General features: G+C 38.6%; 28 protein-coding genes. 16 read left to right on the forward strand and 12 right to left on the reverse strand.

The genetic code is table 11. The features are described 5' to 3' along the window. Window positions 1–114: 114 nt before the first annotated feature. Complete coding sequence (locus tag MWU78_RS03650; RefSeq protein WP_246995074.1) at window positions 115–594, reverse strand: hypothetical protein; 480 nt, start codon at window positions 592–594, stop codon at window positions 115–117. Between the two features lie 549 nt (window positions 595–1,143). Between MWU78_RS03650 and MWU78_RS03655 the strand changes: the two genes are divergently transcribed. Next, on the forward strand, window positions 1,144–1,776 hold the full coding sequence (locus MWU78_RS03655; RefSeq protein WP_246995076.1) for a 7-carboxy-7-deazaguanine synthase QueE: 633 nt from the start codon (window positions 1,144–1,146) through the stop codon (window positions 1,774–1,776). Between the two features lie 349 nt (window positions 1,777–2,125). On the opposite strand, the gene dinB is transcribed toward MWU78_RS03655, so the two are convergent. The 3 genes from dinB to MWU78_RS03670 form a co-directional block, all read right to left on the reverse strand. After that, entirely contained in the window at window positions 2,126–3,340 is a 1,215-nt protein-coding gene (gene dinB / locus MWU78_RS03660; RefSeq protein WP_246995078.1) for a DNA polymerase IV, read from the reverse strand. Window positions 3,341–3,724: 384 nt separating this feature from the next. Further along, on the reverse strand, window positions 3,725–3,895 hold the full coding sequence (locus MWU78_RS03665) for a DUF6747 family protein (RefSeq protein ID WP_187586983.1): 171 nt from the start codon (window positions 3,893–3,895) through the stop codon (window positions 3,725–3,727). Between the two features lie 378 nt (window positions 3,896–4,273). Beyond that, window positions 4,274–5,389: a LytTR family transcriptional regulator gene (locus tag MWU78_RS03670; RefSeq protein WP_246995081.1), complete on the reverse strand. Its 1,116-nt coding sequence runs from the start codon at window positions 5,387–5,389 to the stop codon at window positions 4,274–4,276. Between the two features lie 134 nt (window positions 5,390–5,523). Here MWU78_RS03670 and MWU78_RS03675 point away from each other — a divergent pair, with 134 nt between their 5' ends. The 5 genes from MWU78_RS03675 to MWU78_RS03695 all read left to right on the forward strand — a co-directional run bounded on the left by MWU78_RS03675 (window position 5,524) and on the right by MWU78_RS03695 (window position 9,566). Continuing rightward, on the forward strand, window positions 5,524–7,113 hold the full coding sequence (locus MWU78_RS03675; protein ID WP_246995082.1) for a hypothetical protein: 1,590 nt from the start codon (window positions 5,524–5,526) through the stop codon (window positions 7,111–7,113). A 143-nt stretch (window positions 7,114–7,256) separates the two neighbouring features. Beyond that, entirely contained in the window at window positions 7,257–7,610 is a 354-nt protein-coding gene (locus MWU78_RS03680) for a cytochrome c (protein WP_246995084.1), read from the forward strand. Window positions 7,611–7,621: 11 nt separating this feature from the next. Further along, on the forward strand, window positions 7,622–8,044 hold the full coding sequence (locus MWU78_RS03685; protein ID WP_246995086.1) for an OB-fold putative lipoprotein: 423 nt from the start codon (window positions 7,622–7,624) through the stop codon (window positions 8,042–8,044). A gap of 4 nt (window positions 8,045–8,048) precedes the next feature. Beyond that, complete coding sequence (locus MWU78_RS03690; RefSeq protein ID WP_246995087.1) at window positions 8,049–8,591, forward strand: YceI family protein; 543 nt, start codon at window positions 8,049–8,051, stop codon at window positions 8,589–8,591. A 90-nt stretch (window positions 8,592–8,681) separates the two neighbouring features. Then, window positions 8,682–9,566: a DUF5777 family beta-barrel protein gene (locus MWU78_RS03695; RefSeq protein ID WP_246995089.1), complete on the forward strand. Its 885-nt coding sequence runs from the start codon at window positions 8,682–8,684 to the stop codon at window positions 9,564–9,566. Between the two features lie 123 nt (window positions 9,567–9,689). Here the strand turns inward: MWU78_RS03695 and MWU78_RS03700 are convergent, their stop codons facing one another. The 5 genes from MWU78_RS03700 to MWU78_RS03720 all read right to left on the reverse strand — a co-directional run bounded on the left by MWU78_RS03700 (window position 9,690) and on the right by MWU78_RS03720 (window position 14,702). Then, complete coding sequence (locus tag MWU78_RS03700; RefSeq protein WP_246995091.1) at window positions 9,690–10,076, reverse strand: hypothetical protein; 387 nt, start codon at window positions 10,074–10,076, stop codon at window positions 9,690–9,692. 158 nt (window positions 10,077–10,234) lie between these two features. After that, complete coding sequence (locus MWU78_RS03705) at window positions 10,235–11,101, reverse strand: acyl-CoA thioesterase II (RefSeq protein ID WP_246995093.1); 867 nt, start codon at window positions 11,099–11,101, stop codon at window positions 10,235–10,237. Between the two features lie 42 nt (window positions 11,102–11,143). After that, window positions 11,144–12,685 (reverse strand): acyl-CoA carboxylase subunit beta, encoded by a 1,542-nt coding sequence (locus tag MWU78_RS03710; protein WP_246995095.1) that lies wholly within the window; start codon window positions 12,683–12,685, stop codon window positions 11,144–11,146. Between the two features lie 45 nt (window positions 12,686–12,730). Beyond that, window positions 12,731–14,209: an acetyl-CoA carboxylase biotin carboxylase subunit gene (gene accC / locus MWU78_RS03715; RefSeq protein WP_246995097.1), complete on the reverse strand. Its 1,479-nt coding sequence runs from the start codon at window positions 14,207–14,209 to the stop codon at window positions 12,731–12,733. Window positions 14,210–14,222: 13 nt separating this feature from the next. Continuing rightward, complete coding sequence (locus tag MWU78_RS03720; protein ID WP_246995099.1) at window positions 14,223–14,702, reverse strand: acetyl-CoA carboxylase biotin carboxyl carrier protein subunit; 480 nt, start codon at window positions 14,700–14,702, stop codon at window positions 14,223–14,225. Window positions 14,703–15,314: 612 nt separating this feature from the next. Between MWU78_RS03720 and MWU78_RS03725 the strand changes: the two genes are divergently transcribed. The 10 genes from MWU78_RS03725 to MWU78_RS03770 all read left to right on the forward strand — a co-directional run bounded on the left by MWU78_RS03725 (window position 15,315) and on the right by MWU78_RS03770 (window position 24,036). Beyond that, window positions 15,315–15,821, forward strand: coding sequence for a cytochrome c (locus tag MWU78_RS03725; protein ID WP_246995101.1), 507 nt, complete (start codon window positions 15,315–15,317; stop codon window positions 15,819–15,821). Between the two features lie 18 nt (window positions 15,822–15,839). After that, a complete protein-coding gene (locus MWU78_RS03730) occupies window positions 15,840–16,421 on the forward strand; it encodes a fasciclin domain-containing protein (protein WP_246995103.1) in 582 nt (193 codons plus the stop codon). 34 nt (window positions 16,422–16,455) lie between these two features. Beyond that, complete coding sequence (gene nosZ, locus MWU78_RS03735; RefSeq protein ID WP_246995105.1) at window positions 16,456–18,417, forward strand: Sec-dependent nitrous-oxide reductase; 1,962 nt, start codon at window positions 16,456–16,458, stop codon at window positions 18,415–18,417. Window positions 18,418–18,549: 132 nt separating this feature from the next. Further along, entirely contained in the window at window positions 18,550–19,194 is a 645-nt protein-coding gene (locus MWU78_RS03740; protein ID WP_246995107.1) for a hypothetical protein, read from the forward strand. Between the two features lie 18 nt (window positions 19,195–19,212). Next, window positions 19,213–19,647, forward strand: a complete 435-nt coding sequence (locus MWU78_RS03745) for a nitrous oxide reductase accessory protein NosL (protein WP_246995109.1) — start codon at window positions 19,213–19,215, stop codon at window positions 19,645–19,647. A 128-nt stretch (window positions 19,648–19,775) separates the two neighbouring features. Continuing rightward, a complete protein-coding gene (locus tag MWU78_RS03750) occupies window positions 19,776–20,069 on the forward strand; it encodes a cupin domain-containing protein (RefSeq protein ID WP_246995111.1) in 294 nt (97 codons plus the stop codon). Further along, window positions 20,069–21,307 carry a nitrous oxide reductase family maturation protein NosD gene (locus MWU78_RS03755; protein WP_246995113.1) on the forward strand — a complete coding sequence of 413 codons (1,239 nt, stop codon included), beginning with the start codon at window positions 20,069–20,071 and terminating at the stop codon, window positions 21,305–21,307. The genes MWU78_RS03750 and MWU78_RS03755 overlap by 1 nt, the downstream gene beginning before the upstream one ends. Then, window positions 21,304–22,014, forward strand: coding sequence for an ABC transporter ATP-binding protein (locus tag MWU78_RS03760; RefSeq protein WP_246995115.1), 711 nt, complete (start codon window positions 21,304–21,306; stop codon window positions 22,012–22,014). The genes MWU78_RS03755 and MWU78_RS03760 overlap by 4 nt, the downstream gene beginning before the upstream one ends. Beyond that, complete coding sequence (locus tag MWU78_RS03765; protein WP_246995117.1) at window positions 22,007–22,789, forward strand: ABC transporter permease; 783 nt, start codon at window positions 22,007–22,009, stop codon at window positions 22,787–22,789. The genes MWU78_RS03760 and MWU78_RS03765 overlap by 8 nt, the downstream gene beginning before the upstream one ends. Window positions 22,790–22,818: 29 nt before the next feature. Next, window positions 22,819–24,036: a hypothetical protein gene (locus MWU78_RS03770; protein WP_246995119.1), complete on the forward strand. Its 1,218-nt coding sequence runs from the start codon at window positions 22,819–22,821 to the stop codon at window positions 24,034–24,036. Here the strand turns inward: MWU78_RS03770 and MWU78_RS03775 are convergent. The 3 genes from MWU78_RS03775 to MWU78_RS03785 form a co-directional block, all read right to left on the reverse strand. After that, the gene (locus MWU78_RS03775; protein ID WP_246995121.1) at window positions 24,033–24,431 is read right to left on the reverse strand and encodes a group III truncated hemoglobin; all 399 of its coding nucleotides are present in this window, start codon (window positions 24,429–24,431) and stop codon (window positions 24,033–24,035) included. The genes MWU78_RS03770 and MWU78_RS03775 overlap by 4 nt on opposite strands. Window positions 24,432–24,562: 131 nt before the next feature. Further along, complete coding sequence (locus MWU78_RS03780; protein WP_246995123.1) at window positions 24,563–24,904, reverse strand: 2Fe-2S iron-sulfur cluster-binding protein; 342 nt, start codon at window positions 24,902–24,904, stop codon at window positions 24,563–24,565. A gap of 5 nt (window positions 24,905–24,909) precedes the next feature. Beyond that, entirely contained in the window at window positions 24,910–25,194 is a 285-nt protein-coding gene (locus MWU78_RS03785; protein ID WP_246995125.1) for a hypothetical protein, read from the reverse strand.

Genomic DNA, 25,194 nt, shown 5'->3' on the forward strand with positions numbered 1-25,194 from the left:
CCAAGAGCAAGAAACCGGCCAGTATACCCGTGCCGGTATGGACGGGAACGATGCTGTCGGGCAGGTTACATATGGTCATTATTGTGCGTTTGTATTTTTAAACCTATAATCGTTTTATTGTGTAATCGGTGGCCCTACAAACCATTCTGCAATTGAATCCCACAACGGGAAACTTACTTGAAAGAAAATAAGATAGTGAAAAATAATAAACATACCTAAAAGTATAGGGAATACCCATCGTCCGTTTTTTTGTTTTCGTTCCAGGAAAATTACCGATATAATTAGTGTATAAATAATGATAATCGTAATTCCCAAGCCAAGCATAAAATCTGGCTCGGGTAATAAGGTGAGAATAATAAAACGTCCCAAAGTAGGTTCTATAAATACAATACCCGTTGCAATCATAGCACGTGCATGCACTTGCATATTATGTCTGTTTCTCATAGCTATGGCAAACATGAGTCCGATAATAACCAAATCTTTTAATTGCAACCATAAACTTGCTCCTAAGCCTACTGTAACTTCACCTCCAATATTGAAATGTTTTAATAAAATTACGGATATATAGTACAAGGGTAAAATGATAAAACTCAATTTTCCGTTTTGTTTATGGATTGAGAATTTCTTTTACCTAATTAGTGTTGGTTGAACTATTAGTAGTGCTATCTATAGGGATGCTATTACAAAATGAAAATGAAAATAATTATTGAAGTTGGCTGTACCATCAAAGAATTTTGAAAAATAGGTAGGTCAAAAACCTAAAAAAGCCAAAGCAATTAATCCTATGGCAAAATATCCAGCTTTATCGAAATTGATATTTTTTTGTGATAGTTGCTTTCATTTTTACGGATTTTTTGATTGGTTAATTGTACTGTATTTGGTCCTCTGCTTTCCTGTAAATTTTGTACCTATTCAAGTAGCCATTATTCAGGACGGGTCAATATGCCGCAACGTATGTATATAGTAGTTCCTTACTATATTTCTTTTATATAACTGTTTTCAAGCATATATTAGACGTATGCACTACGGGTATTTATTAAGGTTTAATTTAAGATATTTTTTAATGAGGTGGGGTTAAGACGGGTTGTAATATCTTTTTCTTAATTAGTAGTACTAGAGCGGGGTATTTTCTATCTTTGCGCCATGGTAAAAGAAGATGTTTTAGCGCTGGTCGACCAAGGCCTAATGCTTCCATTAATGGAAGAATTTTACACTATTCAGGGCGAAGGGTTCCACAAAGGTACCGCTGCTTATTTTATTCGTGTAGGCGGTTGCGACGTAGGTTGCCATTGGTGCGATGTTAAGGAGAGCTGGAATGCAGAAACCCATCCGCCTACTGGCATAGACCATATTGTAGCGAATGCGGCTAAATATTCCGATACCATAGTCATTACCGGGGGTGAACCCCTCACCTGGGATATGGGCCCCCTAACAGATGCCCTAAAGGCCAAAAATCTAAAGACCCATATTGAAACTTCCGGGGCCTATCCTCTTTCAGGAAGCTGGGACTGGATCTGTCTTTCTCCAAAAAAGAATAAGTTGCCAGAGGGCATTATCTATGACAAGGCACATGAATTAAAGATGATCGTGTACAATAAGCACGACTTTATTTTTGCCGAGGAACAGGCGGCCAAAACCAATAAGGATTGCATTTTGTACCTGCAGCCGGAATGGAGCGTTAGGGATAAGGTTACTCCCTGGATCGTAGATTATGTAATGCAAAACCCCAAATGGAAAGTGTCGCTTCAAACGCATAAGTATTTGAATATACCGTAGACTGTTAAAGAGCCAAGAGCCAAGAGCCAAGAGCCAAGAGCCAAGAGCCAAGAGTTAAAAGGTAAAAAGTCTATGGTTTCGGGTTGAAGTGGTTCTGAGCTTAACCGAACATAACCGCACTTATTAACACCACAGCAATAAACAGATTGCCGCGCTGCGCCTCCCTGTTGGTTGGGAAGCCTGTCTATCGACAGGTAGACTCGTAATGACGGTAATTACTTTGAACTATTAAGGTCTAGTTTCCATATTCTTGGTTCTTGATTCTTTTTTCTCCCACTACTACTGTTCACTGTTCACTGCCCACTGTTCACTGTTCTCCGCCCATTGTTCTCTGCCCACTGCCCACGGCTCACTGTTTCCTATGTGCCAATACTATAGGTGGCTGTCCGTTGAACGGATTCTGCATTCTTCCAATGGTCTTGGCTCCCATACCAGAGGCTCTTATAACACTTTTATCCCCATAGCGTTCCCTAATCTTATCCAAGGCATTGTATAGATTTAGTATTTCCTCGGTATCGTCGAATAGATTGATCTGGTAATGACCCTGTACCAAATGACTGAAGCGAATACCGATCAACCGGATCAACAGTCTTTTGTTGTAAAGCGTATTGAAGAGGTCCAAAATCTTGGGAATCAGGATATGGTCCGCACTGGTGTAAGGAATCTTTAGTTGTTTGGAATAGGTATTAAAGTCCGAATAACGAATTTTTACTGCAATACATGCGGTAAGTTTTTTTCCCCTCCGCAACTGATAGGCCAGATTCTCGGTCATGGCAATAAGGATCCCCCGCAGTTTAATGACATCTATGGTGTCCTTGTCAAAAGTACGTTCGGTGGAAATGGATTTCCGCTCGGAAAAAGGAATAACAGGGGTGTTGTCTATGCCGTTGGCTCGCTTCCAGATTACGCCACCGTTGGCGCCCAATACCCGTTGCATCATATCCATGGGCATTTCTTGAATGGTTTTTATTTGCCGCAATCCCAAATTCCGAAGGGTCTGATAGGTTTTATCGCCCACCATAGGTATTTTTTTAATGGATAAAGGTGCTAAAAATGGTTTCTCGTGCCCTATATCTATCCGTAATTCATTGTTGGGTTTGGCTTCATTGGTGGCTACCTTGGATACCACCTTATTTGCCGATAGCCCAAAGGAAATGGGGAGTCCGGTTTCCTTAATGATTTTGCGGCGTAACTCGCTGGAATATTGGTGGCAACCATAAAACCGATCCATTCCGGTAAGATCGGCGTAAAATTCATCGATACTGGATTTTTCGAATAGGGGGACGTGTTCTTTGATAATATCGGTTACGATATCGGAATGCTTGCTGTAGTTTCCAGCGTTCCCTTTTATGATGATGGCCTCCGGACAAAGTTCCTTGGCCATTTTCATAGGCATGCCGGAGTGCACTCCAAAACCCCTGGTCTCATAGCTACATGCTGCTACAACCCCTCTATCGCTAACACCACCAACGAGTATGGGCCTATGCTCCAATTTACTGTCTTGAAGTCGCTCTACGGATACAAAAAAAGTATCCAAATCCAAATGAAGTATTGTTTTGTCCATTGCACACCAAAAAAAGGTATGCTAAATTATGGAATATTTCCAATATTTTGGATAATATCCATAATTTATTTTAGAACTAATCTTATCCTTAGATCAACAACAAAAAAACTGTTCTGGTTATGTTGTCCAGGTGGGGGAACTAACATAACATTAAAAAAACAAGGAAATAGTACAAAATAAAAAGCTAGCAAAACCTTGGGCTTTGAAATAAAATATTCTATTCAAAAGTATATAGCAAGATAGAGAACAAGGCTAGGAAAAAGCACAGAAACACCAATATCAACAACAACTTTAGTGTTATTGGAACTTCAATTCCATCACTTTTTCCTATCAATAATTCTCTTAAATACTGCATACTTTTCATACTAATGCATTTCTTATTTTTTAGTCCCAAACAAATCCGGTAGCCAATCTAAAAATGAAAGCGTACAATACTACGGCAAACATAGCTATACTGAACCACAAGAAAGCTTTGAAATAATTTCTAACAATGATGTTTCCCAGGTTTTTAAATCCTTCGGAATAAATTTCTTTAACGAGTAATAATGTTTTCATACCTTTTGTTTAATGTTATACGGCAAAATTCGACCAGCCTTGGCCTAGATGGAAATTTAGTGGTTGAAAGGGATAAAAATTGGTTAAAACACGAGTTGAAGAATGTTGTCCGGATGAACGGTTGTTTACAAAGGACAAATCGCAGTTAAGCTCCTAAAGGTATATGGTGTTTCAAGGGTTTTAATGGCAGTTTAACGGAGGGGGGTGATTATTTGAGTGGTAATCATAGTTAGTCACAAACCCCTTTAGACAAGGAAGGACCCATTGCAGTGTCTCGGATTAAATGCCCTATAGAAGAACCCAGAACTACAGAAGCTTTAAAAACGGCATGAAAAAGCCAATAAAATAATAGAAAATAAGTCCAGTCGGAAAGGTAGATTAATAGTTAAGCCATTTTTTAAATTCAGAAACCTTATTCTTACTAATAACTATGGTCTTACTGGATGCGGGATTTAATTTAATCTTAAGTTGATTGTTACCATATCTAAAAATCTCATAAATCCCCTTTACCGAAATAATAAATTGTCTATTGGCCCTAAAGAAATATGAAGGGTCTAGACTGCTGATCAGTTCATCCAGGCTAGAGGTACTTGAATGTTTTTGACCATCCAAACAGGTTATTGTAGTCAATGAATTCTCGGTATTAACAAAGGCAATTTCATCTACTCTTACCGAAATGAGTTTGTCTTTAGAGTAGGTTAGCAAACGGTTTTTTATTTTATTATTGTCATCGCCTTCATCACCTTTATCTTCTTTTTCATTCTTCTTGTTTAATTGGTTCTTGAGGAAGTACAAATCTGAATTTAACTTGGATAAACTTATTACTTCTTCTGCTAATTTCTCATTTTTCAATTCCAATGCCTTTTCATAATAGCTCCCTAAAAAACGAACCATCAGCAAGGCTAACAGGGAAATTACAGAACTAGAAAGTAAATATATCAGCAAAAAATTTACTTTAAGCCCTTTCAGCTGTTCTTCAATTTTATCCAGATTGGCATGCGCCGCCATTATCCAGTCAGAATTTTTTACGGGATAGAGATAAATAATTGGGGAATTAGTATTTCCAATTGATGGGTCGCTCTTTTGCTTTTTATTGCTGATAAGGTCGTAAAATTCCCCAGGATTTATTTCACTGTCCAAAGCTCTGGTATAAGATACATCTGGATTATTTTTTTTACCTATTTTTTGTGGATCTGGATGGCAAATTTCTACACCTGACCAGTCCAACATACAGACAAATCCGGTTTCCAGATTGGTCCCTTCAATATTTTTTTGAAAATTATTAATCACTATTTGGCGATCTATTCCATTATCCAATTGTGTCGATATCAATCCTGCCAATTCCTTTGCTTCTCGTTTACTGGATTCTATCTGAATTGCAAGAATTTGGCTTGTACTTTCATTAAGCATATAGCTCATGGCAAAATAACCTATAATAAAGACTATTAAGGAAATGGCAAGCAACGTAAGTAAATAGAGATTGTCCTTTTTCAAAAGAAGGTCGAATTTTTAAAGTTAATTTTTCCGTTTCAAACTCAATATTTTCCCCTTCACATAATTTTTTTTGAAATTGTGGAAGGTGTGAGGTTAATTTACTTCCTATAATTAATCTTAACACATCACAAATTATGAAAAAAATACATTCCTTATGGTTCATCCTTAGCTTAATGTGTATTGGATGTAGTAATAATAATGATGGAGACCCCGATCCAATTGAACCGGAACCAACAGTTAATACTGTAAAATTGGCCAATAATACTTCATTTGGTAAAATATTGACGGATGCCAATGGTGCTACCCTATACTTTTTTTCCAGGGACACCAAGGAAACCTCGGAATGTTCTGATGGATGCTTGGGTGTTTGGCCAGTATTCTATTCAGAGAAAATAACGGTAGATGCTGGTTTGGATTTATCGGATTTTACTACCATTGACCGTGTCGATGGTTCTAAGCAAACAACATATAAGGGCTGGCCCCTTTACTATTATTCAGGAGATGGTCCTGCGGGCGACACTAAAGGAGACGCATTTAACAATGTTTGGTTTGTTGCCAAACCAGATTATTCGCTCATGTACGTACAATCTCAATTGATTGGGCATGATGGGAAAAATTATCTGGAAGATTATACGGAAGGTGAGGGGAATACTTTTTACCTTACCGATATTGAAGGGAGAACATTGTATATTTTCATTAATGACAGCAAAGACACCAATAGTTTCACTAATCCCGATTTTTCTAATGATGCAGTATGGCCGGTAGCGGAAATAGATTTGGCAAGTATCCCTAGTATTTTAGAGGTTGATGAGTTTGGGTCCATAGACGTATATGGACGAACTCAAATTACTTATAAAGGTTGGCCATTGTACTACTTTGGTCAGGATACGGAACGCGGGGACAATAAGGGGATTAGTTTTCCTGCTCCAGGAATTTGGCCAATTGCCAATGTTGATACTCCGATGGCCCCGGAACCACAGCCGGTTGAAAATTCGGTTAAACTAAACGAAAATGCCACCTTCGGAAAAATATTGACCGATTCCAATGGTGCAACACTTTATTTCTTTTCTAGGGATACTCAAGACACTTCAGTTTGTCTTGGTGGTTGTTTGGACCTATGGCCTATCTTTTATGTGGAGGATCTTACCCTGGATGCCGGATTGGATGAGATGGATTTTGCTACCATTGATCGTACGGACGGTTCAAAACAGACTACTTACAAAGGATGGCCATTATATTACTACGCCAGTGATGCCGTAGATGGGGACACCAATGGAGATGCATTCAATAATGTCTGGTATGTTGCCAAGCCGGACTATTCCCTAATGTATGGCCGTGCGCAATTGATTGGCCATGACGGAAAAAATTATTTGGAGGATTATTCTGAAGGTGACGGGCTTACCTCATATATAACCGACACCAATGGCAATACCCTATATATTTTTATTAACGATACCAAGGATATGAATAGTTTTACCAATCCTGATTTTTCCAACAATTCGGTCTGGCCCATAGCGGAAATAGATTTGGGAAGCATCCCTAGTATTTTAGAGGTAAATGACTTTGGGTCAATTGAAGTATATGGAAGAACACAGATCACTTACAAAGGTTGGCCTTTGTATTATTTTGGGCAGGACAGTGCACGTGGTGATAATAAAGGTGTAAGTTTTCCTGCAGCTGGAGTTTGGCCTATCGCTAACGTAAATACAGCTCTGGCACAATAATGTAAGCCAATTTTTTTCTTAGGTGGAGGTTATACCATTTGAAATAACCCGTGATAAGTTTGGATGTTGAGTACAAAGTACCTTCATGAATAACACTTGTCTAAATGTAGGCAAGTCTATCAAAAAAAACTTAATTTAAACAGATGAAAAAAATATTTTCAATAGGCTTTAATATCTCCTTGGCAGTTGCTATTGCATCATGCGAATACAATTATGAGGAAGAAACCGTGGATGGGGGCGTCAATAATTGTGATATTGCAGTTTCATATACTGATTTCATAAGGCCGTTGATCGATAATAATTGTATGCCCTGTCATAATGGAGATGGTAATGAGCCATTTGCCCCTGATTTAAGAACATTCAATGGCGTAAAGGGTATAGCGGAGCTTGTCAAAGAAGTAACTTTGAATAGAAGAATGCCAAAAGACGGCAGTCTTACCAATGAGCAAATAGCTTCCATTGGCTGCTGGGTAGATCAAGGTGCTCTGAACAATTAAAGCTGGGAAGGATGACAGGCAAAAAATTTAAAATAATCCTTAGTTTGCTCGTACTTGTCATTATTGGTTTGGTTGTTTCTTTTTTATATTATAATAAACCCCATGCCAACATTGAAAAATCGAAATCGGATTACAGTTTAACGGCTAATCAACTTATTAAGGAATATAAGGAGCAAGGTATAGAGGCTGAAAAGAAATATTCTGAGCGCATAATCCAAGTTCAAGGGCAAATACACAAAATTTCCACCCTCAAGGGCAATAGTGTAATAACCCTACAGTCATCTGATTCAGAATCAAGTGTAATCTGCCATATGCTGCCAGAGGAAAATGCAAATGTTTTAAAATTGAAAAACGGCCAAGAGATTATGGTAAAAGGAAAGTGTACAGGATTTTTACTGGATGTTATTATGGTTAGATGTATCTTAGTTGAGTGAAAATATGAAGGAAATTTATATAATAATAATCAATTTATTGGTGTTGAATTGCGTATCGGCCCAAGGAAAATTCCTTACTAAAGATGGTTATGTTTCATTTTTTTCTCATTCCGTAGTGGAAGATATTAAGGCGGACAATAATCAGGTTTTAAGTATTGTGGATAGTGATACCGGCGAGATTGCGATTCAGCTCCTTATGCGATCATTTATGTTTAAAAAAGCGTTGATGCAGGAGCACTTTAATGAGAATTATGTGGAATCCTATAAATATCCAAAAGCAACTTTCTCGGGTAAAATCATGAAATTCAATGAGTTGGATGAGTTAAAAGGGGAGACGGAAATTGTAGGAACACTTAATGTTCATGGACGTGACAAGGAAATTAGTACAAAAGTTAATGTCGAAATTAATGAAGATGAGATAATACTCAAGGGTGATTTTTATGTGGAAGTTGCAGACTTTGACATAAAAATTCCGGCTATAGTAGAAAACAATATCGCCAAAACCATTAAAGTTAATTTTGAACTTCGCCATAAACCATATAAGTAATGTGAATAGAGTCGATCTTAAAATCGATATCAAACTAGATGTTTATTTGCGAATTACATGTCGCCAATAACAAACTTTAAATTTGAAGAAATGAAAAAAGCCTTATCATGTATAGTAATTATACTTTGCGCCTTTAATGGTGTTGCCCAGGATTTGGGAGATATTCTAGACCAAGAGGCATCGGATACAACCTTTTTGGTTGCTAGTACCTTCAATGGTACTAGGTTATTGAACGGTCATTCTGTGGAAACCAGAAAGGAAGGCGTACTGGAATTTTTGATATCCCATCGTTTCGGTCGTATTAACTCCGGGTTCGAACAGTTATTTGGCTTGGATGACTCCAATATAAGGTTTGGCCTTGAATATGCAATTAACGACAGACTTACTATGGCATTTGGCAGGAGTTCTTTTGAAAAAACTTTTGATGTCTATGGGAAATATAGATTATTACAGCAAAAAACTGGACAAAACCCATTTCCTTTTGGTCTCACAGTTTTTGGAAGTGCTACACAAAAAACCATAAAAGATTATGAGCCAGACGACAAGCCTTCTTTCAGTGATCGATTGACTTATACAGGACAGCTTTTGATTGCGCGTAAATTCGGCCCCAGCCTTTCGGTTCAATTAGCTCCAACTTTTATCCATTTTAATACCGTTCCAGAATCTGTTGACCCCAATGATATTATTTCAATTGGCCTAGGTACGCGTGTTAAGATTAGTAAACGGGTTTCTCTCAATGGTGAATACTTTTACAATGTTAATCCATTCGAATCTGTAAATGTTAATAATTCATTGGCATTTGGAGTAGATATTGAAACAGGGGGCCACATTTTCCAGCTCATACTAACCAATTCTGTTTCAATGATAGAAAAAGGATTTGTTGCGGAGACCGGAGGTGATTTTTTTAAGGGTGATATTCATTTCGGATTTAACATATCCAGGGCATTTCAGATAAAAAAAACGGATAGGCCTTAAATGCGATATAAATTATTTTGGTGCCCAAATCTCCAACAATTGTACTAAATATTTATGAATTACAACAGCCCTTAGTTGTCATAAGGGCTATTTTTTGTCTAAATAAACTTAGTCATATTTGCCTCACGCACAGGATACAGTTACTGAATGCGTGTGTCCGTCTCCAGAAGTAGAATCAACTGTTATTGAACTGTTACTTTTCAATGAATTAAAATTTGCCGCAGTTAGGGTTACTTCATGATTATGACCTGAACTTCCTTGAATAGAATAGATTTTCTGTGCGCCGGCCTGTATATCGGCTGTTGATACAGCTAAACTATGTCCGTGATTAGTGGCAATTGTACTCTTGGTTCCGTTAGCCAAACAGTTACCTTGTGGATTTGGATTTGGATTAGGGTCGGGGTTGGTATCCGAATCATTGTCGGAACTTGAACACGCGACCAACGAATAGGCAGGCAAAGCAATAAGCATGGCCCCCATTGTTTTTTGAATAAAAGCTTTTCTGTCCATTTTCATGACTTTTTATATACAAGATACTAAAAATTAGGAACTTATAGATCTATGGAAGCAGTTAATATGGGTGCTTAAACCCATAAAAATAAACTTAGGGGTATGAATGAAAAAAGATGGTAATGCTAGAATAATATTAAGATTAATACGGGTCTTTCTTAATCCGCCCTAGTGTTGCGCATTAATCCTTCCTGTGCCACGGAGGCGACCAGAACACCATTTCTGTCAAAAATACTCCCTCTGGAAAACCCTCTGGAATTACCTGCACTGGGACTGTCCATAGTATACAAAAGCCATTCGTCTATTTTAAATTTGCGGTGGAACCATATGGCATGGTCTATACTGGCATAAAAAGTCTTTCCCTTCCTAAGTTCTTCGCGATGTGGTAGGGATGCGGTGGTAAGTATGTTGTAATCGGAGGCATATGCCAATAACTGCTGCTGCAAGGGTAAATCGGCTTTTACCTTTTCCGTAGAGCGCATCCACATGTGGTTAAATGGCGGACCATTTTTAGCAAGTAGGGCGGTTAGGCGTTCTACCGGTTTAAATTCAAAAACTTTGGGATGTGTAAGTTTTATATAATTATAGGAGTCCGGATCTGTTTTTTCCATTTCCTCAATTTGTTCCAAGCTGTTCATTAATTTTTTTGGGGTAATTAAATTGGGCATGGTAATCTGATGCTCCACCCCATCTTCCTTGACCTGAAAAGATGCGGCCATGTTAAAGATAGCCTTGCCGTTTTGCTTGGCTACCACTCTACGTGTAGTAAAACTACGTCCGTCCCTTAAACAATCTACTTCATAGGTAATGGGAATGCTCAGGTCTCCCCCTAAAATAAAATACCCGTGCATGGAGTGTGCAATGCGATCATCGGCAACTGTTTGGTAGGCGGCATGCAAAGACTGTCCCAATACCTGACCCCCAAAAACACGGCCCCAGGGAGCTTGATAGTTTTGTCCCACAAAGGTATTGTCATTAATACGTTCTAGGGTAAGTAATTGTATAAGTTCTTCTAAATTGCTCATGTGATGGTATTGATTCAATATTACTTTAAGCTGTTGGTAAAATTACAAAGGTATGTTTCCGTGTTTTTTCTTTGGCAAATTCACCACTTTATTCTCTAACAGGGCAAAGGCCTTTATTAATTTTCTACGGGTATTCTTGGGGTGAATAACTTCGTCTATAAACCCTCTTTCCGCCGCGCTATAGGGGTTGGCAAATTTATTGGCGTATTCCTCCTCTTTTTCCTTTAGAATGGCATCGGGGTCATCTGCCGAAGTGATCTCTTTCCTGAAAATAATCTCGCTTGCTCCCTTGGCACCCATTACCGCAATTTCGGCTCCTGGCCATGCATAGTTAAGGTCTGCCCCAATATGTTTGGAATTCATAACGTCATACGCACCACCGTAAGCTTTTCGGGTAATAACAGTGACTTTGGGAACCGTGGCCTCACTTAGGGCATATAGCAACTTGGCACCATTGGTGATAATACCGTTCCATTCCTGGTCCGTACCTGGTAGGAATCCAGGAACATCTACCAATACCAAAAGTGGAATATTGAAACAATCACAAAAACGGGTAAATCGGGCTGCTTTTTTGGAACTGTTTACATCTAAAACTCCGGCCAGGCTCATGGGCTGATTGGCAACTATCCCAATACTTTTTCCCGCCAACCTTGCAAATCCCACGACTATATTTTCCGCATAATGCTTATGGACTTCAAAGAATGGGGAATCATCAATGATTTCAGTTATGATATGTCGCATATCATATGGCTGATTGGCGTTTTCGGGAATAATGGTTTCCAACTTTTCCCGGATTTCCGTATTTAAGGAATAGGGCAGTGGTTTTGTTGTTTCCTCACAATTTTGAGGCAAGAAACCAATGAGTTCCTTTATTTGAGCAATACAATCCAAATCATTTTCCGCTGTAAAATGGGTAACGCCGGATTTGGTGGCATGGGTCATTGCCCCGCCCAATTCTTCCGAACTAACCTCTTCATTGGTTACCGTTTTTACAACATTGGGCCCGGTGACGAACATATAACTGGAATTTTCCACCATTAGGGTAAAGTCGGTCATGGCAGGGGAGTAGACAGCTCCACCTGCACAGGGGCCCATAATGGCCGATATTTGTGGGATAACGCCGGAAGCCATTACATTTCTGTGAAAGATATCTGCATAACCGCCTAATGATCTTACACCTTCCTGTATTCTTGCTCCGCCACTGTCGTTCAATCCAATTAAGGGAACTCCTATTTTCATGGCCATATCCATTACCTTGCAAATTTTTTCGGCATGGGTTTCGGAAAGTGAACCTCCAAATACGGTAAAATCCTGGGCGAAAACACAGACCTGTCTACCATTAATGGTTCCATAACCGGTAACTACCCCATCGCCATAAAATATTTGTTTACCCATACCAAAATCTTTGGTTCTGTGGGTTACCAAGGCACCCAGCTCTTCAAACGAACCCTCGTCCAATAAAAAATGAATGCGCTCACGGGCTGTAAGTTTGCTCTTGGAATGCTGGGCATCTATACGTTTTTGACCTCCACCCAATTTTGCCTTGGCAATTTTATCTTCGAGTGCTTTTATGTTTTCCTTCATTAACTAATGCTTTTTGCCATTTAAAATTATTGGTCCATGTGGCGTTTATCTCTTGGTTCTATTTAATGACCAATTGGAGTTTTTATAATCGGGAAGTCTAAGCTGATCGTTGTGCTCCAAGAACAGTTTTAACCCTACCAAAGCTGCAATTTTACGCTCCTGCCCATATTGTTGGTGTAATAATTCCGGTGTGAAGTAGTTCTTTACAAAATGGGTATCGAAATTTCCGGAAGTGAAGGCTTCATGTTCACAAACAAACTTCCCAAAAGATAGGGTAGTGGAAATCCCCTTGATCTTAAAGTCCGATATGGCACGGATCATTAATTGAATGGCTTCCTCACGATCTTTTCCATAAGTAATTAACTTGGCCAACATGGGGTCATAAAAAATGGGTATGGTCATGCCTTCCTCAAAGCCGTCATCCAATCTAATGCCTTCGCCTACTGGACGCTTATAGGTTTCCAAAGTGCCCATACTGGGTAAAAAATTGTTCATGGGATCCTCCGCATAGACCCTAACTTCAAGAGCATGTCCCTTAATACTTAAATCCTCCTGTGAAAATGCCAATTTTTCATTTCTAGCAATTTTTATCTGTTGCTCCACCAGATCAATACCAGTAATCAATTCCGTTACCGGATGCTCTACCTGCAAGCGGGTGTTCATTTCAAGAAAATAAAATTTGTTATCACCATCCAATAGAAACTCCACGGTTCCTGCACCTACATAGTCACACGCCTTGGCTACTTTTACGGCCGCTTCCCCCATTGCTGTTCTTATTTCTGGAGTCAATATGGCAGATGGAGCTTCTTCCACAACTTTTTGGTGTCTTCTTTGTATACTACATTCCCGTTCAAAAAGGTGTAAAATATTGCCATGGGTATCGGCCAGTATTTGGATTTCAATATGTCTGGGAGATTCAATATATTTTTCCAAGAAGACGGAACCATTTCCAAAAGCAGCCTTGGCCTCGCTAATGGCACGCTCCATTTGTTCAGGTAATTCGGAAAGGTGATGTACTACCCTCATGCCTTTACCTCCGCCACCGGCTGAGGCTTTTATTAAAACAGGAAAGCCGATATTTTTGGAAATTTTCTGGGCCAGGGCAATATCGGTAATGGCCTCCTCAATTCCAGGTACCATGGGAATATTATAACCTTTTACGGCCTCTTTGGCCGCTAATTTATCGCCCATAACTTCTATGGCATGTGGTTTTGGACCAATAAAACATAGTCCGTTTTTGGTTACAAGTTGGGCAAAAGCAGCATTCTCACTTAAAAACCCATAGCCTGGGTGAATACCTTCAGCCTTGGTTTGGTGGGCCGCATTCACTATTTTATCCATATCCAAGTAGGATTCCGAAGAGGGTGAATTTCCCAAATGTACCGCCTCATTTGCAAAGCGAACATGAGGCGCGTCCCTATCTGCATCCGAATAAACGGCAACGGTTTTTATCCCCATCTTATGGGCTGTCCGCATGATCCGTAATGCTATTTCTCCACGGTTGGCTACCAATATTTTTTTCATCTATATACTAAGCTTATTCCATTTCAATTATAATCTGTCCTTTGTCAACCGCATCATTAACTTTGACTTCGATATTTTTTACAATCCCTTCCCCAGTGGAAGTGATTATATTTTCCATTTTCATTGCCGATAGCACGATCAACGGGTTACCGGCTTCCACCTTTTGCCCTATCGTGGCCATAATATCTATAATAAGTCCGGGCATAGGAGCTTTAATACTATTTATTTTATGCGTTTTGGCAGTTAATAAACCCATTTTTTCAACCATCTGATCGTATTCGTCCGCCAGGGTCATTTCATAACTATTGCCATTGACCTCCACAGTCATTGTTTTGCTGGCAAAATCGGCATTTAGGATATTGACGATATAGGATTGATTGTCCTGTAAGGCATGATATTGCAGCGTACCAGTGGCAATTATATCTGAGGATACGATATCCTTTGGGCCAATATTAAAATTTTCCTTATCAACAATGATATTATAGTGGGTCATATATTACAGTTTCATAACCCGGCACGGAATTATTTTACTAGGACCAGGTGCCAGGATCAATTAGCTAAAAAATTACCTAGGATTACTAAGTTTCATCTAAATGTAAAATGGTATTAAACCATTTGGTAATGGTGGAAATCTTAATTATCCATACTTGTGCTTTCAATGTTTAGGTTGAAAGTAATTTTAAACAGTCCTAAATAATATTAGGCCAATAGCACAGATGATTCTGGTTTAGTGCTTTCACTAAGATATGTAAAAGATTTAAAAGACAATTGCGTCCAGGATATTTCCCAACATTCAAAAATAATAGAACTTATAGAAAGAAGTAGGTAGTACTTTGATACTCAAGGGCTTGATATTTTTCTTGAAGTTTTGTTCCATAAGAAGGGGCTGTATACTTGATTCACTCCCCTTAAAATTTTTAAAAAAGGACAATTTTATCCTTAATATGATTTTTATCATGTTTTTTGTTTCAATGGCAGCCTAATTTTGTCCAAATAAATTGTTAAAACCAATAAACGATAAGTGAAATGGACAATTCATATGCACCGATTTAAATATTACGAATAATTAATAAACATTGACCAATAACAATTAAATAATAAGCAAATGAAAATAATTTTAAAAAGTAGCGCAGTTCTTTTTTCGGTTTTGATGATGAGCTGTGGTGGTAAAGAAGAAAAGAAAAAAGAAGGTTTTAGTGTAGATAGGGCAAAAACTACAACCGAGCAACCTGCACCCAATCCGGCGGAAGTAACTACCAAGGCTTCAGAGACCATTGATTTAACCAATAAGGGGGTGGGGCCAATTACCTCTGTAACCTTGGCGGCCGAAATTGATCAAGAAATGGCTAAAAAAGGTGAGGAAATATACGGTCAAATGTGTTTGGCCTGCCATAGAGTTGGTAAGAAGTTCATTGGGCCGGCCCCAGATGGTGTCTTGGAAAGACGTAGTCCGGAATGGGTCATGAACATGATTTTGAATCCTGAGGTTATGGTTAAGGAAGATCCATTGGCAAAAGCATTATTGGCAGAGTTTAACGGCGCTCCAATGGCCAATCAAAATCTAACCGAAGAACAGGCAAGAGCAGTATTGGAATATTTTAGAACCTTATAAAATTAAATATATACAACTATGTTTCCGACCAATTACATAAAATTAATGGTGGTGTCATTTTTTATTCTGGGCCTTACGTCCGGTTGTAAAAATGAATCAAAAACGACAACGACTCCAAATTCTGACAATGTAGGAACGGAAGAGGTGGAAAAGCAGGGACAAGCCTACATAGAGAATGATGGTTCTACCCCTAATGTATTGCAAATTGCCATAGGCTCCCCGGACCATACCACTTTAGTGGCGGCCGTGCAGGCTGCACAATTGGAAAACGTTTTGGTAAATGCAGGTCCCCTAATGGTATTTGCACCTACGAATGAGGCTTTTGCCGCACTACCGGCAGGTACTGTGGAAGATCTTTTAAAACCGGAGAACAAAGACGCTTTGGCAAATATTCTAAAATATCATGTTACCGCTGGTAATTACAGCAAGGAATTTTTAATGAAGTTTAAAAAATTGGGGCAGGCCAATGATCAGAACGTTGCCGTTGAGGTAGTAGGGGAAGATGTTTTGGTAGGAGGCGCTAAAATTTTGGCCAGTGTACCTGCGGGCAATGGAATAGTACATGTGGTAGACAAGGTAATGTTACCTACTACAGAATAACTATAAAACTCAATAAACAATTAAATTATAAACAATGAAAAAATATACTTATTTAGTACTAGGATTCTTAGGCTTTGCCGGCTTATTGACGAGTTGCGGTAACGGTAACCAAGGTAAAGGTTCTTCCGGGGCATTAAACTCGAGCAATGCCGAAAAAGTCTATGTGGCTCCAGGGGAACATGATGAATTTTACGCTTTCATGTCTGGAGGATATAGTGGCAATTTAACAGTTTACGGCCTGCCATCTGGACGTATGTTCAAGGAAATTCCCGTATTCTCACAATTTCCCACTTCGGGCTATGGCTATTCTGAAGAAACAAAGCCTATGTTAAATACCTCTCACGGGTTTGTGCCCTGGGATGATTCCCACCACCCAGATATTTCGCAAACTAACGGAGAACTGGATGGACGCTGGATCTTTATTAATGGTAATAATACACCAAGGATTGCACGGATAAGCTTAACGACCTTTGAAACAGAAGAGATTATTGAGGTGCCCAATAGTGCCGGTAATCACAGTTCATCTTTTGTTACAGAGAATTCTGAATATGTTGTGGCTGGAACACGCTTTTCGGTACCTATTCCACAGCGTGATATGCCCATAAACGAGTATAAAGGAAACTTTCAAGGGGCTCTATCTTTCATAAGTGTTGAGCCCGAACACGGCCATATGGATATTAAATTCCAAATCATAATGCCTGGGTTTAACTATGATCTTTCGCATCCCGGACGTGGAAAATCCCATGGTTGGTTCTTCTTTACTACCTATAATACTGAGGAAGCCAGTACATTACAAGAAGTGAATTCTTCCCAGAACGACAAAGATTTTATAGCCGCTATAAACTGGAAAAAGGTTGAGGAGTATGTTAACAATGGTGGAGGAACCAAAATGCCGGCCAATTACGCGCATAACGTATATGATGAGTCTACACATACAGCAACAAGTACCATGAAAAAAGAAGTACTTACAGTAAACCCACTAGATGTACCTGGCGCGGTATTCTTTCTGCCAACTCCAAAATCTCCCCACGGTTGTGATGTTGATCCTTCTGGAGAATACATCATTGGTAATGGTAAATTATCTGCGGACTTAACAATACACTCTTTTGATAATATGATTGCTGCTATTGAGGGTAAAAAGTTTGATGGTGAGGCGTATGGTATACCTATCTTGAAATTTGAAGATGTACTTGCCGGGACGGTAAAAAGTGGTGGTCTTGGGCCATTGCATACCGAGTTTGATGGTGAGGGCAATGCATATACTACCTTCTTTATTTCTTCGGAAGTTGTAAAATGGAAATTGGGGACTTGGGAGGTTATCGATAGAAAACCAACTTATTACTCTGTAGGTCACTTGATGATTCCAGGTGGAAATTCAAGAAAACCTTTTGGAAAGTATGTAGTAGCACTTAATAAGATTACAAAAGATAGGTATTTACCAGTTGGTCCAGAGATGGAGCACTCGGCTCAGATTTATGATATCTCTGGTGAAAAAATGGAACTTCTTTATGATTTCCCTACTCATGGGGAGCCACATTATGCAGCAGGAATCCCAGCTGAATTGTTGGCTCCTAAATCGAAAAAGTTTTATAAACTCTCAGAAAACAAACACCCCTACGCTACTTTAGGAGCAAATGATGCCAAAGTGGTACGTGAAGGTAAAGATGTACATATTTATATGTCAACGATACGAAGCCATTTTACCCCCGATAACATTGAAGGTGTCAAGGTAGGTGACAAGGTGTATTTTCATATAACGAATCAAGAGCAGGATTTTGATGTACCACACGGTTTTGCTGTGATAGGAGCAAATACCTCAGAATTGTTGGTTATGCCAGGGCAGACCAAGACAATAATTTGGGAGCCTAAGCAAGTTGGGGTATGGCCGTTCTATTGTACCGATTTCTGTTCTGCTCTTCACCAGGAGATGCAAGGTTATGTTAGGGTTTCACCGGCAAGTTCCAATTTGGAAATTTCATGGTCCCTAGGCGATTAGTTTTACTTAAATTTTGTTTTTAATAAAAAAAAGCGGGTCTGGTTTAACTATCTGCCCGCTTTTTTAACAAGTTAAAGAATAGGAAAACCATCCAAAACATTTTTCGATTTGTAACTTATAAAGACCGCAGTAATGAAAAAAGCAAGTTTATTAATGATTATAGGCCCATTGTTTTTATTGGGTTTGTTTGCCTTTCCTTTATGGAATATTATGTTGGGTGCACCACAGTATCCCGAGCCATTGGGAATGAATATACATATCTCGGGAATTCAGGGTGTCTCGGAATTTGATCTGCAGAATATAGACGGGCTCAATCATTATATAGGAATGAAGACCATACCTAAACCTGGTGAAATGTGGGAATTTAATATTTTCCCCAAGGTTATTATCGGAATGATAGTCTTCGGGGTACTTATAGGGCTGCTGGGATTTTATGGAAAAGTAGATTACAAATGGTTTTTGGGCTGGTTTCTTCTAATGTCTATTTTAGGAATATTGGGTATGTACGATTTTAATGTATGGTTAACGGACTATGGCTCCAATTTAGATCCCCACGCCATTATAAAAGTGGTTAATGAGGATGGAACGCCAATGACTTATAAACCGCCCTTGTTTGGGAATCAAAAGATGTTGAATTTTGACGTAACTTCACTTCCAAGTTTTGGTGCATACGCCATGTTTGTTGGCATGGCACTTACTTTGGCAGCTTCATATTTAGGCTGGAAAAGCACGAGGTCCGTTGTAAAACAGGAGCCAAAAGAAGCGGTTGCCGCATAATTTTAAAAAATTGAAGGTATGGTGAACTACAGAATACTTATTTTTTTATTCCTATTATTTGCTTCTTCCTGTGGTATAGGTCCTCAACCCATAGTATATGGATCTGATGGATGTCACTTCTGTAGTATGACCATTGTGGATAGGCAACATGCAGCCGAAATTGTTACGGATAAAGGAAAGGTCTTTAAGTTCGATTCAACTGAATGTATGATGAATCACGTCAAGGATTTGGACCAGAAGCAGATTGCGCTTTACCTGGTAAACGATTTTGACCAACCAGGGGAATTGATCAATGCTACCAAAGCAACCTATCTTATAAGTAACCGCCTTCCAAGCCCGATGGGCGAATTTTTAACTGCTTTTAAGACCGAAAAGGCCGCTGTGGATGCCCTTATGATATATGAGGGGGACTTAATGACCTGGGAACAATTAAAACTGAGATTTCAATTGTAGGCAATTGGAAAACAGCATATTGGTATGAAAGGTAGGGTAAACTACCACCAGAACCCAAAAGTTACAGTTTTTCGCCTCTCAGGACTACCCATTTTTAAAATATTATTGATTAAAACAATACAATAACCATGTACACCATTAATAGTCAGATTAAAAATCAGGAATACAATAAGCTTCAGGTAAACAAATTGGTTAAAACAGAAGTTCTGGAGATATTGAACATCAGCCTGGAAAAAGGAGCTGTTTTTCCTGAGCATATTGCTCCTACAGATGCGCAATTGATCGTTCTGGAAGGGGAAATCATCTTTCATATCAATGGTAAATCCTATCCTATAAAAAAGCAACAGCACTTTAGTTTTCCAAAAGAAGTACCTCATTGGGTGTCTGCCGAAGAAAACTCAAAATTTTTGATCATTAGATAATGGGAAAAATAAGTGTTTTAGTTGGCTTTGTTCTGCTACTCTTTGGGAATCATTTATGGGCCCGGACTATAACGGTCTGTAATACCTGTGAGGTGAAAACTATTAAGGAAGGCGTAGCAGTGGCCGCTGATTATGATACACTGTTGATTAAAAAAGGGACCTACCGGGAATTTAATATTCAGGTGAATAAACCCTTGACCATTATAGGGGAAAACTATCCAGTTATTGATGGGGAAGATCAAGGAGAAATCTTTACAATAGTTTCAAATAATGTTACCATAGACGGATTGTACATTATAAACGTCGGTACCAGTTATACATCGGATTATGCCGCAATTAGGGTAGTAAAGAGCGAAAATTTTCTGATACAGAATATGGTTTTGGAAAAGTTGTTTTTTGGTATTTATCTGGAAAAGTGCAAGAACGGTGAGGTATATAACAATAAGGTTATAGGGGATGCTGTGGATGAATATAATTCTGGTAATGGAATACAATTGTGGTATTCCCAAAACATTGTGGTGAAGAACAATATTGTTCAGCATGTACGGGATGGCATCTATTTGGAGTTCTCGGATAACATAACAATTGAAAACAATATTAGTTCCGACAATCTTCGCTATGGGTTGCATTTTATGTTTTCCAATGATGACATCTATAAGAACAATACCTTTGAAAACAATGGGGCAGGGGTTGCGGTCATGTTTTCCAAAAGAATAAAAATGTTGGGCAATACCTTTAAGAAAAATTGGGGAGCCGCCTCATTTGGACTGTTGTTAAAAGAAATAAATGATGCCGAAATTACGGGCAATTCTTTTGAAGAGAATACTATAGGCATCAGTATTGAAGGATCCAACAGGATAAATTATTCAAAAAATAACTTTATAAAAAATGGTTGGGCCATTAAAGTACGTGGAGCCTGTTACACCAATACCTTTATACATAATAATTTTATGTACAACTCCTTTGATTTGGCTTACAATAGTAATCTGAACGATAATATATTTGAAGAGAACTACTGGAGCAATTATACGGGCTATGATCTGGACAGGAACGGCACTGGGGATATTCCCTATAGACCCGTAAAGTTATTTTCTTACATAGTAAACAGAACCCCCGAGACAATTATACTGTTGCGCAGTTTATTTATGGATATTATTGATTTTTCAGAAAAGGTATCCCCTGTATTTACACCGGATGAATTAGTTGATGCAAAACCGTTAATGAAAAAGATCAAATGATACACGTTGAAAGTTTACATAAGAAATTTGGCAAAAATGAAGTATTGTCCGGATTGGAACTCGATATCCACCAAGGCGGTATTTTTGCCATACTTGGGCCCAATGGCTCGGGTAAAACGACGCTGATCAAGACTATCCTGGGAATGGTGATTCCCAACAAAGGAACTATTTCTGTAATGGATTCCTTGGTTAAAAATAAGTGGAAGTATCGTCAGGATATAAATTACCTTCCCCAAATTGCCAATTTTCCAGGAAACCTTAAGGTCAGGGAATTAATAGAAATGATAAAGGACATAAGGCAAAAACCCAGTGAAGAGCAAAAGCTTATAAGCCTCTTTGGGCTGGAGCCTTTTTTGGACAAAAAATTGAGCAACCTTTCCGGAGGTACCAAGCAAAAGGTGAATATAGTACTGACCTTTATGTTCGACAGTCCTTTGATTATTTTGGACGAACCCACCAATGGTCTAGATCCCTTGGCACTAATTCGTCTCAAGGAACTTATTGCAGAGGAAAAGGCCAGGGGCAAAACCTTTTTGATTACCTCCCATATTATGCAGTTCGTTGAAGAAGTTTCCGATGAGGTCGTTTACCTTCTCGAAGGTGAAATCTATTTTAAGGGAAGTATTGCCGAGCTTAAAATTAAAACAGGACAAACCAATTTTGAACATGCCATCGCGGCAATATCAACCCATAACAAGCATGATTAAGATATTAAAATACAGTTTTTACGACCTAATGCGCAGTAGATGGAGTTATGTTTATTTCCTGTTCTATCTGTTGTTGGGGTTTGTACTGTTGTTTTTAAACAACGAGCTGTCCAAAGCGGTTATTACCCTAATGAATGTAATTATAGTCCTGGTGCCCTTGATAGGGACCATATTTGGTGTAATGTACTATTACAACTCCAAAGAATTTACAGAACTTCTTTTGGCACAGCCCATTAAAAGGTCGTCCATATTTTTGGGGCAGTATTTTGGAGTGGCAGGTTCGCTTACAATGAGCCTCGTGCTAGGTTTGGGAATCCCCTTTGCCTTGTACGGATTATTTGAAAGTAATGCCATTTGGGATTTTTCACTATTGTTGATTACTGGAGCCTTTTTAACCTTGATATTTACAGCAGTTGCTTTCAATATTGCCCTATCCAATGAAAATAGGATTAAGGGTTTTGGGTATGCCGTATTGGCCTGGTTATTTTTGGCCGTAATCTATGACGGACTTTTTTTAATGTCGTTGATCGTTTTTGAGGAATATCCTTTAGACAGTTTTTCATTGGTAGCCACCATGTTTAATCCTATAGATCTATCCAGGACCTTAATATTGCTGAAATTGGATATTTCCGCTCTATTGGGTTATACCGGAGCTATTTTTAAGCAGTTTTTCGGCACTAATTTAGGGCTTGTAATTTCTATTTGTACGCTGCTGCTATGGACTATAATCCCCGTTTGGAGGCTGGGTTATGTCGCAAAAAGAAAGGATTTTTAATAGTACCTTTAACAGAATTTCAATGAAGCGTGCTTAACACTAAATCCCATATTAAGTTATCCTTAGGCTATTTTTTATTGGCGGCATTACTAGGGGTGGTATTGAGAAGTTATGTAGTAGCCCCTATGCCAATTAATTACCGCTTTATTGTTCATACCCATTCCCATATAGCACTTTTGGGCTGGGTATATATTGCACTGACCACCTTGTTGTATCAGCTTTTTTTGAATAAGGAGGAGCTGCAAGGGAAATATCGAGCTATTTTCTGGTTTACACAGTTGTGTTTGTTAGGAATGTTGTTATCCTTTCCGTTTCAGGGATATGCCTTGTTCTCCATTATTTTTTCTACCTTATTTTTAGTGGCATCCTATTGGTTTACCGCATTTTTTATAAAAAACGCTCCTACCTCCATAAAGAAAACCAAAGCCTATATCTGTGTAAAGGCAGCCCTATGGTTTATGATTGGTTCCAGTCTTGGGCCTTGGGCACTGGGTGCAATTATGACCATTTTGGGGCCCGAATCCATATGGTACAGATTGGCCATATACTTTTACCTACATTTTCAATATAACGGATGGATGATATTGGCACTGGTGGGACTCCTTTTTTACGTGTTGGAAAAACACCAAATTATCATTTCTCCAAAGATTTTTAGTTACTTTTTCTGGTCCACCTTGTTGGGTATAGTACTAAGTTTTTTTCTTTCTACCCTTTGGACAGGACCAGAACTGATATACTATATTTTAGGAGCTATGGGCGCATTGTTGCAATTGATAGGCTTCGGTATTTTGATAAAGATCATTTATGGAAATAGGTTGGTATTGCAATCTATTTTTTCCAAGTTTCAATATGGTATTTTAAAATTGGGGGCCATATTGTTATTTGTTAAAATGATATTGCAATTGCTAACTGCCATGCCATACTTTGCCAACTTGGCTTCAACGGTTTTGGATTTTACAATTGGTTATTTGCATTGGACTTTTTTAGGCGTCATTACTTTAGGCCTATTCTTCTTTTTGGAATTTCATGGATTTATAAAACTCTCAAAATCCAGCTGTATTGTTTATTTGCTGGGCTTTGCAATAACCGAATTGCTTATTTTTTATAAGGGCATGGCAGCCTGGTTGGGGTGGCCACTATTCGAAGCCTACCTAAAACTCTTGGCCCTGGGCAGTTTTCTAATGCCTATTGCATTGATTTTAATTCTTTGGCAATCCAAGGGAGTAGATGCAAAGCAAAGTGTTTAAACACCCTTGTTCCTATGCTGGTAAATTTGCATATAGAGCATGGTAGACATTTTTTGGGCCCTGTTCTTGGCGATCCATGCTACTTCTCCTTCAAAAAATTCATCAATTGTGGCAAACCATTCGTTTAACCAAAGTCCAAAATGCTCCGGAGTAATAGTATGGTTCATTTTCTCGTCTACCTCCTGGTGTACAACAATGGGGTTTCCCATATATTTTCGTTGCAGCAACAATTGACTTTCCCAAAAATCGGTAAGCAATTCCAGGTGACTGTCCCAATCTTTGATTATGCCATTGAAAATTGGTCCTAATGTTTGGTGCTTCCTTATTTTGGCATAAAAACTAACCACTAAAAGATTAACATCCTTCCTCGTTTTTATTTCCGATTTTAATGACATAGTTTAAATTTAATTTCTTTGGGCAGATTACAAAGGTAGTTGGTTGAATTTTTAGTTATTGATAATTACTTTTTTAAATGGCAATAGGTATTCTTAGTATGTATAATTTCTACTTCTCGCCAGTCTCCTAATTAATTGGATCCGTAATCATTTTCCGTTATTACCTTAATAACCATATTATTGAGTTCGGAATTAACAGGGATTTGACAGGCCAATCTACTTTGAGTCGAGGCACCATCCAGTTTGGACAAGGTATGTTTTTCATCGCTCTGCATTTTTGCACTTAATTGGCCTTCAAGAATTTGTATATGGCATGTTCCGCACCATGCCCTGCCTTTACAATCGCCCCATTCCTGTAAGTATTTGTCAAAAAGAAGATCCATTAGGCTGTGGTATTCGTTTAGCCTAAAATTAGCAGAACAAGTATCCCCAAATTCGTCGATATATGTAAAGGTGTACTTCTCCTGTTTCATTTATTTTAAATTAGATTTCCAATTATGGTCAGGATACTGAAAAGGATGCTTAAAACGAGTAAGTTAAAGGTTGTTTTAGTACTTAGTTGTGCTAAAACCGCCGCATTATAAGCCATACAGAAGATGGTGACCAGGAAAAGTAATGTAAGTTTGATCACCGTTGGCATGTGATTCATGAGAAGTACCATGGCAGCAACAGATCCAATACAACTTTGACCAATAATGGCAATGGTGGAATACCCCGTTTGTTCCCTTTCAAATTCGTTTAACAACTGCTTATAGAGCTTCAT

Origin of the sequence: Arenibacter sp. F26102 (genome assembly GCF_023015865.1) — a bacterium.
Taxonomy (GTDB): Bacteria; Bacteroidota; Bacteroidia; order Flavobacteriales; family Flavobacteriaceae; genus Arenibacter.